Genomic DNA, 12,416 nt, shown 5'->3' with positions numbered 1-12,416 from the left:
TGACCTAAAATCAACAACGGATACTTTCTACCCCATAAACAAGGGCATTCGTCCCACTTTGTTGGGAAAGTATAGCTTTCAGCGTAAAGTTGCTGTATGAAAAACACATCCAGACAACTTGTGGATCTGAGATTACCTTATATCAAATTGATCATCGTCCTTGGATTGATCTCTTGGATAAAAGATTACCAAAAAATAGAGGAAGTAACTCAGTATTTAAAGATTGACGCAATTGCTGGGATGTGCCGCACAAGTGAACCCCCTAACAATACTCCCGATAGTGCAACATGTACATTTCCCATCTTCCAACATCACCGTATACTCCATAATCAAAACCAATGAAAAGTAAAAAGCTATCCTTTGAACAAATAGAACGATGGGTCCTGCTATTTGTATTCCTTACCATCCTTCTTTCAAATGTACTCAGCACAGGAAACTCCTTTCCCAATCGCGATTTATCTCTTTATTTTGCCAAGCTTTTTATTCCCCTGATCCTGTTTCTTTCCTTCTATTTCTTGCACTATGGATTGATTCCCCAATACACGGAAAAGAAAAAAATGGTCAAGCCCATATTACTATCCATTTTAATTTTTGGTGTGTCTTTTGGCTTAATTGCAGCCTTTGCTGATGGGGCAAACATTCAGGGCTACGTATTTTTACCCATATATTTTGGATCTATCGCAACCTATTTGGGTTACCTTATCGTGGTCTATATGATGGATCAGCTTTTACTCCCTCCTAATCTGAAGGATTATGCTTTCTATAATGGAGTAAGGCTGGGCATGATTTATCTTTTCGTTTTGGTTTTCCTCTTTCAAATTCGATTTTTGATATCTCCTGCCATATTATTCTCCTATGCGATCGCACTTCCCGGAGTTGTCTTTATTATTATATACAGTTTTTACTTGATTTTCCAAAACAAGCGTTTGGGAAATCACCAGGCCGCTCGCCTCTATTTTTGGTCGCTACCTGTAGGAATATTGTTCGCCACAGGAATTGCTGTGGTTGCATACGGTGTTCATATTGTAATCCTAACAGTTGGTATCGGCTTCGCATTGGTCACCATCATCATCATCATTCCTTTTTCCAATTTATTTTTCATTAAATATGATGCCTATTTGAGTGAACTTAACTCACTTACTGTCCGTGTTGACCAAAGTTCAGCGAATCTTTCCTTTCTACGTTCACAAATTAATCCCCATTTTTTATTTAACATACTAAATACCCTATACGGTGCTGCCCTTCAGGAAAATGCGGATAAAACCGCTTCAGGCATTCAAAAGCTGGGAGATATGATGCGCTTTATGCTGCATGAGAATACTATGGAAAAAATCCCAGTAGAACGCGAAAAAGATTACCTGATCAATTACGTGGACCTTCAGGAATTGCGCATCAAAGGCCAGGAAAATATTGCATTGACTTTTATTAAGCCGGACTCCACCTGCACGGGAGAGATTGCTCCTATGTTATTGATTCCATTTATAGAAAACGCATTCAAACATGGCATAAGCATGCAAAAAAAATCCTGGGTCAATATTCATTTAAGATGCCTGGCCGGGTCTGTGCATCTGGATGTCACAAACAGCATCCACCGGACTACTTCGAACGACCCTGAATACAAGTCATCTGGAATTGGACTGGAAAACGTAAGGCAGCGGTTGAAGTTACTTTATTCAGGGAAACATGAGCTCACAATAAGAGAAAATGATACCGAGTATTTTGTACATTTAAGCATTCAACTCTAACATAATACCTTTTTACCGCTTAACATCATGCTGACCGCAATTGCAATTGATGATGAACCCATGGCCTTGGAGGTCGTAAAATCCCATGCCTCCAAAGTTCCGTTTTTGGATTTAAATGGCGTGTTTACCAATGCCATCAAAGCGTTGGAGTATTTAAAATCCAACTCAGTTGATCTGATTTTCCTCGATATTAAGATGCCGGATATTTCGGGGATAGAACTGGCTACGCTGATTCCGGAGAAAACCATGGTTATTTTCACAACCGCCTATTCCGAGCATGCCGTAAAGGGGTTTGAATTGGAAGCCATGGACTATTTGCTTAAGCCTTTTGCGTTGGGGAGGTTTCTTCAGGCCTGCCAAAAAGCACAAGAATGGCATAACTTGAGAAATCGGGATTCTAACAGTTCCCTGTTTATAAAAACCGGGTATGATCAGGTAAAGGTCAATTTTGAAGATTTGTTGTACTGCGAGGCAAAGGGAAATTATGTAAGCTTTCACATGGCGAACGAGGAGATAATAAGTAGAATGACACTTTCCGAAACGGAGAAGCTTCTTCCAAACACCTTTGTCAAAACACACCGCTCATTTGTGGCAAACCTTTCCCATATCCAAAAAATAGAGCGACACCAGGTAACCCTAAACGGCAAATCCATCCCCGTCAGCAGCACGTTCTACGAACCCCTAGTGGCAGAAATCGCTAAAAATCAATAGCATAGTGGTTTATTGGTTGTTGGGTTATTGAGTTACTGGGTTAGTGGGTTATTGGTTAGTGGGTTATTGAGTTACTGGGTTATTGGTTACTGGGTTATTGAGTTACTGGGTTATTGGATAATTTGATATAGGTTATGGGCTATGATAACTCATAATCCAAAACTTATCAATATCTAATATTAGTGCATATTTCGTTCGTAGTCCGTATTTCAAACATATTTCTATAATATTCCAGCCGTAGGCTATATTTCCACCATTTTTTATTTAAAGCTCACAACCACCTCTTCCTCTTAAAATAACCCAGCATCAACAACCCCGCCACCAACATAAATCCCATCACGCCAACATATCCATACCGCCAAGTGAGCTCCGGCATATAGTTGAAGTTCATCCCATAAACCCCTGCCACAAATGTAAGCGGAATGAAAATGGTGGCGATAATGGTCAGGACTTTCATGATCTCATTCATTTTATTGGAGACACTGTTCATATACAAGTCCAACAAACCGGTAGCCATATCACGGAAAACCTCAATCGTTTCAATGACTTGGATCGTATGATCGTAAAGATCCCGGATAAATACCTGTGTGTTTTTTTCAATGATAGGCTCTTCAATTTTGGAAAACTGGCTGATAACTTCTCTCAATGGGTACACCGATCGACGAAGACTGATGATTTCGCGCCTTAACATATGCAGACGGCCAAGGGAATCCTTGCCGGGATTATCCAACAGCTCAAGTTCCATCTCTTCTAATCTTTCCCCAAGCACCTCCAATACCACAAAATAATGATCGACAACTGCATCCATCAACGCATATAGCAAATACCCAGCTCCCCGCTTTCGGATCAACCCCTTACCTTCCCTTATTCGAGTACGGACATTCTCAAAAACGTCCCCTGTTTTCTCCTGAAAAGTCACCAACAGGCTCCCCAGCAACACAAAACTCAACTGTTCCTCAACTATGGAACCGTCACTCGGATGAATCATGCACATCCTTAGCACAATGTGTACGTAGTTTTCGTGCTCCTCCAGTTTAGGCCGCTGCCCTACACTCAGGATATCCTCCATCGTAAGTTTATGAAGCTCCAGATGATGACAGAGTTCAGCGACCTTTCCTTCGTCATGCAGCCCATCAATGTTAACCCACCTTGTCCCTTGCTCAGTTGGGTTGGGGGTTTCCGAAATAAACTGGATAACCTCCATTACTGAATTAGGCTTCTTCTCATAATAAAAATCCTCCCCCGACTGCATAACGGAAAAATCTACCTGCTCCATTTTTTTCTCGCCGGTAAATACCAGGGTGCCCGGCGCCAGTCCGGCTTTCAGTTTTCTCTTATATTTTCTTTTTGCCATGATATTTTAAAAGTCTAATTGCCGTGTCGGGTTGCCCTATATACGCTATATCGCAAGCCCACTTAGCTAACCTCTGTGAAGGTATTACCTGAGTCCGATTGGCATTAAGCAGCATTTCTACGGGTAAAAAGGGCCGCAATAGCAGAAGGATCCCCAATTAGCTTATACCTATCACCCCTGAATAATGTGATTTTTTATTTGACTAGGGTTTTATTTTCCAAATTTTGTCCGATTCTTTCAAATAGGCTCCCAAGGCTGCCGACCCATACCAGTCATACAGTTCAGCAACCAAAAGCCCCTCCTTAATTGCAGGATCCCTATCCAAAAGTATGCGAGCCCGGGTATGATCTGTTTCTGTCAGGATAAATATGCCCCGGTAAGCCTGTTCATTCTTTCCTAGAGGACCAGCTATAACCAACTTTCCTTCTTCTACCAGCCGATTAATATTTGCCATATGACCCGAAAAGCTACGGGAGATAAATTCCTGATCGGTACTTTTGTTTTCTCCGGTCTTCAACAAGACCAACAAATAAGGCTTCATCCCATAATCGTCCGCCCCAAGCTCCTCTGCTAATTCAGCGTCATAATTTGGGTTTGTTGTCTGGCAATAGGCTTCCGGTCTACTTGCACTCATCAATAGAGCAACTAGGAATACAACTCTTTTCATAATTACATCCCATTTAATTTATAATGGTTATTTTAGTATCGAATACGGATTTTTTTTTCCGTAGGAATAGTTACTACAGCCTAAAAGGCAATTATCATCTCTGATGAAAGCTTTCTGAAACAAAACTCAATACCTCAGGCAAGGAAGATCTCCAGTATCCCCAAGTGTGGCCACCGTCTCTAACTCGGAATTCGTGGGGAACCTCCTTTTGCCGCATGGCGATATGTACCAGACTGTTGCCTTCATATAGAAAATCATCATCCCCGCAATCAAAATACCAGCGGACAGATTTCATGTCCTCGAGCGAATTAAGTTCAATCTGGCGCAATGCCTGATGCCTGTCATAATAGGCTTGAAGGGTGTTTGGGGATTTCACGTCGACCTTATTACTCTCCAGCCCCTCCTTGAACGCATCAAAGGAATTATTTCGAAGTGAAGCACTCAGGGGGCATGCGGAGGAAAATAGATCCGGCCGGTGCATGGCATAGAAAAAGGACCCTCCCCCTCCCATGGAAAGACCCGCAATGGCACGGTAGCGTTTATCGGTTTTAATCCGGTATTTTTTCTCCACAAATGGAAGAAACTCCTCAAAAAAGAAATCTTCATAGCGCCACTCGTTGTTGACATCATTGAAATAACCCCGCTGTCCGGTGTTGGCATCGGGCATGATGATTATCATTGCGGTGGCTGAACCGTCCTCAATGGCCCTGTCCGCAATATGCTGTACTTCGCCAAACTGTATCCACCCAGTCTGATCATCTCCAGCTCCATGCAACAAATACAGCACCGGATAGGACCGCTCAGACTCGTCATATCCCGGAGGTAGGTATACGGCATAGTTACGGGTCATATTCAGAATGTTGCTCTCCATGCTCAACTTGTCGTACACCCGGCTTTGTTGGGAATAGGCAAGGGTAGAAATAAGAAACAGGCAAAGTAAAAAAGGGACAAGATTTTTCATGTGGTTATTGTTGACGCTTTAAAGAAATTAATTGTTTAATATTAGCATTCTGCTGAGGTATTTAGCCAGTTTCCTCCAAAAGGATTTGGTAAATACCGTGTACAAGCTAAGCAATTTACAACATATTTTACAAAACCAGGAAAAAATACCCGGTGGTGTTCCCAGCTCCAATTTATGACGTTTTTCGATAACCCAATTTTAAATCCACCCCACTTCCGGTGTGGAGGTGGCGTAATCAGGGCCATTAAGGCAATGGCATCATCGAAGGAACACACCATTGTTTACAATCAGTTAGGGCATGTTGTTTGTTTATTTATAAATCCAACAAATTAAAACTACTTTGCCATGAAAAATCTAAATATAAGTACAATCGTATTATTTGTGTCATTTCTATTTCTATTTAGCGGTTGCAGTGTAATCGGAGACATATTTGAAGCCGGCATGTGGTTTGGGATAATAGGTGCTGTACTAGTTGTCGCATTAATAGTTTGGATCATTCGGAAACTAATGGGTTAAATTGATTGAATCGTCGATGAACTCCGAATTAACAATGGGCGTCATTTCTTAACGAGCTAAACTGGAAAATACATTTGGTATGTAATATCTTTAAAGTGTTTTTGAGGATGTAATCTAAACCCACTTTAAAATTTGCCATTACCTACTTTATTCTAATTCCCTATTTTGGGAAACCGTTAAGACATCCTGGGTAATTTCTTCCATTCTTTTCAAGTTCATCTTCGTTTTTCCCCCATACAAGTTTTCACATCTTTCTCCTTTCAAAGCCTACCGCTTTCCTGATTTTATTTTTTCGAAGCCTTCTGAAGCTTCGTTTAGGTGTATTGTGCTTCTATCCGCATACGCTATCTGGGTCAACCACTCGGTAAGTCCTTCCATATGGAGGTGCGGTGGTGGAATTAATAAATGTTTTTCACAACATTATAAAATTTTCGCATATAACTGAGTCTAATTAATTAACCAGCAAGTAGGATGTAATAGCGACGTAAGTTTATGGGGGCCTTCCTGAAAAAACCTTTCACAGACTGGACCAAGCGATTTGGGAAATATTAAGCTTCCTCCTTATAATATTTTCATAACCACAACATCTCGTTAAATTTTTCCGTCAGTATACAAATTAAACCTCTATGAAAAAAAGGTCATTCTTTCTTTTTACCGCAGAGTTTTCAACTTCACCTTTTCATCAAAAGGAATTTGCAATTCCGGTTGGGAGGGATTGTCTCGGAATTTGAAGTCCCCGCTCCGGAACTGCCCCAGCCCTCCTCCCTTGACCGCTACGCTATTACGGGATTTGCAACTTAAGGGGACAGTTATTTGTTTTCCGACGTCCGAGAAAAAGCAGAACCAAACATGTCCGGGGTTCGACTATGGTCACCCCTCACTCGGCCAAAACTTGATCGAGATGTTTGTACTTAACCTTCGGCTCCGCTTCGTTTCACCCCATGCGTAAAGATTACACCCTTACCGGGCTGGGGATCATAATAACTCATAATCAACCTAAAAACCCATTAACCGCAAGGCATTTCACTATCTAATTGGCTACTGATATCCGCCCCGTTGCGGCTATGAAGAATTCACAAATTCGTAATTCATAACATTTCGACCTCCCGTATCGATTGTAGCACATCCTTCAACCCCTTCATTTCTGTCTCCAATCCCAGTTTTGCATCTCTTCTTGTATCATGATTAAATATTCCAAAAAAATGTGCATCTTGATATCGTTTTTTAATACCTGATATTACTGATGACGGATACCTTTCTGAAACCCAAGCAAGCCCTCAACAAAGCATTTTTAAAAGTAAAGCCGACAAGAGCTGCCATTGAATCATATAAGGCCAACCTTATCAGGCTAATAGACCAAACCAATGCATCCGAATCAGAGGAGTTTCACAAGAATCTGGTTTCCGAATTTTTGAAGAACACCTATTATGAACCCAGCCATTATATCAATACCAAAGGCCGTAACGACTTGGTTATCCATAACGGTGACAAAGCAAATTCCCCAGTAGGTGTTATCCTCGAAGCCAAAAAACCTACCAACAGGTCAGAGTTGCTACGTGTTTCAAATATTAATTCCAAGGCATGTCAGGAATTGTTGCTCTATTTCCTTAGAGAGCGGATTACACATGGGAATCTGGAATTAAAACATCTGGTAGTAACCAATATCCATGAATGGTTTATCTTCGATGCCCAGGTTTTCGACCGTTTTTTTGCGCAGAATAAGAGCTTGGTCAGACAATTTGATGAGTTCGAAGCGGGAAGGCTTTCCGAAGTAAAGACAGCGTTCTTTTATAAAAATATTGCGGAGCCTTCCATTGAGATGGTGAAGGACCAACTCATATATACCTATTTCGATATCCGATCCTATGAAAAGCCTTTGCGGAATTCAGACAAGCGGGATGACAACCAGCTTATCGCCCTTTTCAAGCTCCTTTCCCCCGAGCATTTGCTCAAACTGCCCTTTGCCAATGATAGCAACACCTTGGATAGACGTTTTTACAGTGAGCTGCTCCATATTATTGGACTTACTGAAACCAAAGCAGGTGGAAAGAAAATTATTGGCAGAAACAAAAAGGAAGACCGGAACTTAGGAAGTATACTCGAAGATGCGATTATTCAGTTGGATTCCTTGGATAAAATCGGGCAACTGGAAAAACCCAGCCAATATGGAAATACAATCGAGGACCGCCTTTTTAATGTCGGTCTAGAACTAAGCATTACTTGGGTAAACCGCATCCTCTTTCTGAAACTCCTAGAAGCCCAGCTGATCACCTACCATAAGGGAGATACGGCTTATGCATTTTTGAATAAAAAGACCATTCATGATTGGGATGAGTTAAATGCACTGTTCTTTCAGGTATTGGCGAAACGACCAGAAGAAAGAAATGACGATGTAAAGCTAGCTTTTGCCAGTGTCCCCTACCTTAACTCCTCTCTGTTTGATCCAAGCGAAATAGAGCAGAAAACAATCATGGTCAATTTCCTGAAGAACGAAAAAACCATTCCGGTGCTTTCTTCCACGGTTTTGAAAAATGAGCAGGGAAAAAAATTGATAGGTTCACTCACCACCTTGGATTACCTGTTTAAATTTCTGGACGCATACGATTTTGCCAGTGAGGGTTCGGAGGAAATCCAAGAAGACAACAAAACCCTGATCAATGCCTCGGTGCTTGGACTTATCTTCGAAAAGATTAACGGATATAAGGATGGATCGTATTTCACCCCTGGGTTTATTACCATGTATATGTGTCGGAATACCATTCGCAGGGCTGTGATCCAGAAGTTTAAAGCAGAAAAGGGGTGGGAAATTGAAAATCTGGACCAGTTGTATGATAAAATTGAAGACCGCACAGAAGCAAACGAACTTATCAACTCTGTGAAAATATGTGACTTGGCAGTTGGGTCTGGACACTTTCTGGTTTCTGCGCTGAATGAAATTATCGCCGTCAAAAACGACCTCAAAATCCTTCAGGACAGATCCGGAAAGCGGCTTAAGGAATATCATGTAGAGGTGGTCAATGATGAACTGATTGTTACGGATGAAGACGGTGAGCTCTTTGAATACAAGCCGGAAAACAGGGAATCCCATTCTGATCCTGCCTGGGATTGGCTTCGTAAAACTTATCCCGCCATTGCAAAGCATTTAAAACCGTTTGAACTAGCAGCTAAAAGACGAACCGATCAGGGTGATTTTTGGTGGGAACTACGGGCTTGTGATTATTATGCCGAGTTTGAGAAGGAGAAGATAATATATCCGAATATATGTAAACGACCGGAATTCACAATTGATGATTCAGTGACATATACGAATCAAAAATGTTTTATTATTTCAAAGTTTGACAAAAGCCTTTTGGGAATATTGAATAGCAAATTGTGCAACTTCCTATTCCATCAGATCCTACCCAAACTGAGGGGTGATTTCTTTGAACCCAGTTATATTTTTTTTAAGGATTTTCCGATTCTTAAAGACGAAACTGGTAGCATAGAATTGCTAGTTGATAAAATAATCTCTGTAAAAAAGGAAAACCCTAGTGCAGACATATTCGAATGGGAAGATCAAATCGACCAGTTAGTTTACGAATTGTATGGGTTGAGTGAGGAGGAGATCGGGATTGTGGATAAATCTACTATAAAATAACCCCATCAAAAATTACATCCGAATCGGAAAAATAATATTGGAATGTTTTTCCATTTGGTACTTTGGAAAAATGCTAAAAGGCACGGTTGTCAAAATTGTCCATTGAGTTGGTGTAGCAGATACATTCCTTACTACGTCTTTATAGAAAGTCATATTCTTTTTGGCCGGGAATACCTTTTCTTAAATAAACCCATCATCCAAACATTTACCTCCCACTGATCTACCAAAGGGTCTCCCGTTCTGGGATGGAGAACCATGTAGGGTGGGGCCCCAAATTCCGGGGTAACGGTAAAGTACTCTTTGTTACTATTTAAATCCATCACCTGATCCCACCACACCAAATGCTTGTTCAATGCCTGTTCCCAAAAAGGAACGCTTGGATCCGGCACCTGAGGACCCTCCGTATAGCCCACCCTGGCATGTAAATGCGCAGCCGAACGTATAGCTATATCAACTGCTTCTTTTTGGTCTTCAAGAAAGGTTTCAGCCGTCACACACCAATGGGAAATATCCAAGGTGATTTTCAATTCAGGAAGCCGCTCAAGGTATTCCTTTGTAACATGTGCCGCAAAACTCCATTTGCCCCGGTGGGTTTCGTGCAAAACGGGTACCCCAGTCTCCGTAGCTATATCATTCGCCAAATCAAATAAACTACGATTTTGGTCAAATGAATAATAGTCCTTACCTGTTTGGGAATTGATAAATAGTGGCTTTGTGGCCGCCAAGTTGCGTAGCCTTATCTCATAGTTTCGGCGGTGAATTTCATGATCCGCATCCACGGTTTCCCAATGTTGGGCAATAAGTTTTAGACCGAAGGAATCGACCAATTGAGCTTTGGAGTCCCTTTCCTTTTCTTCCAATGGAAAACTCATTTCCACGCCGTTATATCCGGCATCTTTTACCCGATGTAGAAAATCCTCAAAAGGCATGGATTCCGAACCCCAAAGTGGGCAGAAGTACAACAATTTCATGTGTTTATAATTGTTTTTTAATGGCCACATGGAATCTCGCAATTATAATCATCCCTCCGTGCGTCGCCTGCGTCATGCTCGATTTCATGTGTTTATAATTTGTTTTAAGCGGTCAGATGGAATCTCGCATGGATTATAATCATCCCACTGTGTGAGGTTTTCCTCATGCCCTGACTGCCGTCAGGACAGGCTCGATTTCTTGTTTTGATCGCTAAGAAATATAAATTAGTTTACTAGGAAGATTTCACGTCCTTTTCCCAACCGGTCTCTTTGAGGGCAGGGTCATTTTCCTTTTTCAAAAAGTCAGCAGAAGAAAGGGAATCAGCCTCCCAGTTCAAGATGGCCTCATCCGGTACGATATCGACCGGAGTTTTCCAGGAAGTAGACGTTTCATTATAGGCTAAGTTGGACTGAGAGCAGAAGCAGGAGATTATGGACCATCTTGGATATTCCGAAAGATTGGCCTCAGACCGATGGAGCAGGTTACTGTGAAAAAACAACGCATCGCCGGGTTCGATTTCGCAATAAACCAACTCCATCGTTTTAAGGGAGTTTTCAACCATTACCATATCGGCACCAACTTGCTCACCGGAAAACCCATGGTTAAGCCTTCCCAATTTGTGCGAACCCTTGATGACTTGTAAACAGCCGTTTTCCTTGTTCGCTTCTGTCAGTGCTACCATAACACTGATTAATTGATCGGGAAACATAAACTGGTTTTTGTACCAATACCCGTAATCCTGATGCCATTCCCATGCTCCGCCGACTTTGGGCTCCTTTTGCATCAACTTGGAATGGAAATGACAAACGGGAGCATCGCTATCCAGTAATTGGGCTACAGAATGGATCATTTTTTCGCTTCGGGTTAGGTACCCGAATACATCATTGCCCGGCTTGAACCATAAGGAGAGTTTGGTTTTCTTTCCTGAAAGGTCGTTGAGGTCCATGGCATTTTTTCTCATGGCATCGTCCTCAACTGCGGAACGGTACATTTTGTCTATTTCACCTTTGGAACAAAATCCTTTTATAAGTACATATCCGTCTCGGTCGAAATCAGCTACTTGGGCTGCTGTTAGTTTGGGAGTATTCATATCTAGTTAAAGTTATGACATAAAGGTATCAATCATTTGTTGGAGTGCCTATATTATTACTGAACTAATTCTTGAACCAAAATATATTTGTGAAATAATTTTTGTGTAATTAAAAAGGTCGTATTCAATTATGATTATCAGTGACCCAAATTTTTTAAAAAGCAGTATTAGGAACAGCTTTCAGTGCTTGTAATCAATCTCCAACCCATATTTGCCCAATAATCCCGCAATTCCAGACAGCGAAAACTTGGCCTTTCGGATACGGTTCCCTTCCGGATCAATAGAAAAATTAATAGCTGTTCTAAAATCCGCCCGCTCAAGATTGGTCCCAGAAAATACAGCTCCTTTAAGATCGCAGCCGTCAAAGGATGCATTATTTAATTCTGCCTCCGTAAAATCCACCTCTTGGAGTTGGCAGGAGCCAAAGCGGGAATTTTTGATCTTTAGTTTGTAGAAAGAAGAATGAGAAAGCATACAATTGGAGAAACCCAAAGAAAGCCCGAAAGGATTACAGCTATCCCAACGCATCCCGAGCATTTTGCAGTCGGAAAAAGTCACTTCCTGAAAGGACGCCTTGGCAATTTTCACCATACTGAGATTACACCCTACAAACTCACAGGACAAAAATACACAGGATGAAATATCCGCATCGGAAAAATCGCAGGATATAAATTTACAATTTTCGTATTCACCCAGCGTGAACCGGCTAAGCGATTCATTCGTATAAATCTGATCCTCGAAGTAGGTTAAATTCATCTGCTAT

At 41.4% G+C, this 12,416-nt stretch carries 11 protein-coding genes and 1 pseudogene; 6 read left to right on the top strand and 6 right to left on the bottom strand.

Annotated elements, in window-relative coordinates:
* Nucleotides 1-96: 96 nt before the first annotated feature.
* Genes FQ608_RS06245 through FQ608_RS06235 form a run of 3 tightly spaced genes read left to right on the top strand, consistent with a single transcriptional unit; the run spans nt 97 to nt 2,456 of the window.
* Entirely contained in the window at nt 97-342 is a 246-nt protein-coding gene (locus FQ608_RS06245; protein ID WP_158856957.1) for a hypothetical protein, read from the top strand.
* Nucleotides 339-1,745: a sensor histidine kinase gene (locus FQ608_RS06240; RefSeq protein ID WP_158856956.1), complete on the top strand. Its 1,407-nt coding sequence runs from the start codon at nt 339-341 to the stop codon at nt 1,743-1,745. Before FQ608_RS06245 ends, FQ608_RS06240 begins: the two co-directional genes overlap by 4 nt.
* Nucleotides 1,746-1,772: 27 nt before the next feature.
* Nucleotides 1,773-2,456, top strand: a complete 684-nt coding sequence (locus FQ608_RS06235; protein ID WP_158856955.1) for a LytR/AlgR family response regulator transcription factor — start codon at nt 1,773-1,775, stop codon at nt 2,454-2,456.
* Between the two features lie 271 nt (nt 2,457-2,727).
* Here FQ608_RS06235 and corA read toward each other — a convergent pair whose 3' ends face one another.
* The 3 genes from corA to FQ608_RS06220 all read right to left on the bottom strand — a co-directional run bounded on the left by corA (nt 2,728) and on the right by FQ608_RS06220 (nt 5,438).
* On the bottom strand, nt 2,728-3,810 hold the full coding sequence (gene corA / locus FQ608_RS06230; RefSeq protein ID WP_158856954.1) for a magnesium/cobalt transporter CorA: 1,083 nt from the start codon (nt 3,808-3,810) through the stop codon (nt 2,728-2,730).
* A gap of 202 nt (nt 3,811-4,012) precedes the next feature.
* Nucleotides 4,013-4,477 carry a YciI family protein gene (locus FQ608_RS06225; protein ID WP_199856322.1) on the bottom strand — a complete coding sequence of 155 codons (465 nt, stop codon included), beginning with the start codon at nt 4,475-4,477 and terminating at the stop codon, nt 4,013-4,015.
* A gap of 94 nt (nt 4,478-4,571) precedes the next feature.
* On the bottom strand, nt 4,572-5,438 hold the full coding sequence (locus FQ608_RS06220) for an alpha/beta hydrolase (RefSeq protein ID WP_158856953.1): 867 nt from the start codon (nt 5,436-5,438) through the stop codon (nt 4,572-4,574).
* A gap of 345 nt (nt 5,439-5,783) precedes the next feature.
* Between FQ608_RS06220 and FQ608_RS27200 the strand changes: the two genes are divergently transcribed.
* The 3 genes and pseudogenes from FQ608_RS27200 (at nt 5,784) to FQ608_RS28205 (ending at nt 9,591) form a co-directional block, all read left to right on the top strand.
* Nucleotides 5,784-5,954 carry a hypothetical protein gene (locus FQ608_RS27200; RefSeq protein ID WP_199856321.1) on the top strand — a complete coding sequence of 57 codons (171 nt, stop codon included), beginning with the start codon at nt 5,784-5,786 and terminating at the stop codon, nt 5,952-5,954.
* A 1,243-nt stretch (nt 5,955-7,197) separates the two neighbouring features.
* Nucleotides 7,198-9,039, top strand: a pseudogene (locus FQ608_RS06215) (DUF7149 domain-containing protein); the annotation flags it as partial.
* 45 nt (nt 9,040-9,084) lie between these two features.
* Nucleotides 9,085-9,591: a TaqI-like C-terminal specificity domain-containing protein gene (locus tag FQ608_RS28205; protein ID WP_449405373.1), complete on the top strand. Its 507-nt coding sequence runs from the start codon at nt 9,085-9,087 to the stop codon at nt 9,589-9,591.
* 149 nt (nt 9,592-9,740) lie between these two features.
* Here FQ608_RS28205 and FQ608_RS06210 read toward each other — a convergent pair whose 3' ends face one another.
* From FQ608_RS06210 to FQ608_RS06200, 3 genes are all read right to left on the bottom strand, one after another.
* Complete coding sequence (locus FQ608_RS06210; RefSeq protein WP_158856951.1) at nt 9,741-10,562, bottom strand: sugar phosphate isomerase/epimerase family protein; 822 nt, start codon at nt 10,560-10,562, stop codon at nt 9,741-9,743.
* Between the two features lie 233 nt (nt 10,563-10,795).
* Nucleotides 10,796-11,653 (bottom strand): phytanoyl-CoA dioxygenase family protein, encoded by an 858-nt coding sequence (locus FQ608_RS06205; RefSeq protein WP_158856950.1) that lies wholly within the window; start codon nt 11,651-11,653, stop codon nt 10,796-10,798.
* A 180-nt stretch (nt 11,654-11,833) separates the two neighbouring features.
* Nucleotides 11,834-12,409: a pentapeptide repeat-containing protein gene (locus FQ608_RS06200; RefSeq protein ID WP_158856949.1), complete on the bottom strand. Its 576-nt coding sequence runs from the start codon at nt 12,407-12,409 to the stop codon at nt 11,834-11,836.
* Nucleotides 12,410-12,416: the final 7 nt, after the last annotated feature.

It is taken from the genome of Lunatibacter salilacus, from assembly GCF_009797935.1.
Lineage (GTDB): Bacteria > Bacteroidota > Bacteroidia > Cytophagales > Cyclobacteriaceae > Lunatibacter > Lunatibacter salilacus.
This window is presented reverse-complemented; position numbering and strand designations above follow the sequence as displayed.

Excerpts from the sequence above, each read along its gene's own strand:
- corA (WP_158856954.1), bottom strand. The coding sequence starts at position 3,810 with ATGGCAAAAAGAAAATATAAGAGAAAACTGAAAGCCGGACTGGCGCCG.
- FQ608_RS27200 (WP_199856321.1), top strand. The coding sequence starts at position 5,784 with ATGAAAAATCTAAATATAAGTACAATCGTATTATTTGTGTCATTTCTA.
- FQ608_RS06235 (WP_158856955.1), top strand. The coding sequence starts at position 1,773 with ATGCTGACCGCAATTGCAATTGATGATGAACCCATGGCCTTGGAGGTC.
- FQ608_RS06225 (WP_199856322.1), bottom strand. The coding sequence starts at position 4,477 with ATGAAAAGAGTTGTATTCCTAGTTGCTCTATTGATGAGTGCAAGTAGA.
- FQ608_RS06205 (WP_158856950.1), bottom strand. The coding sequence starts at position 11,653 with ATGAATACTCCCAAACTAACAGCAGCCCAAGTAGCTGATTTCGACCGA.
- FQ608_RS06220 (WP_158856953.1), bottom strand. The coding sequence starts at position 5,438 with ATGAAAAATCTTGTCCCTTTTTTACTTTGCCTGTTTCTTATTTCTACC.
- FQ608_RS06200 (WP_158856949.1), bottom strand. The coding sequence starts at position 12,409 with ATGAATTTAACCTACTTCGAGGATCAGATTTATACGAATGAATCGCTT.
- FQ608_RS06210 (WP_158856951.1), bottom strand. The coding sequence starts at position 10,562 with ATGAAATTGTTGTACTTCTGCCCACTTTGGGGTTCGGAATCCATGCCT.
- FQ608_RS06245 (WP_158856957.1), top strand. The coding sequence starts at position 97 with ATGAAAAACACATCCAGACAACTTGTGGATCTGAGATTACCTTATATC.
- FQ608_RS06240 (WP_158856956.1), top strand. The coding sequence starts at position 339 with ATGAAAAGTAAAAAGCTATCCTTTGAACAAATAGAACGATGGGTCCTG.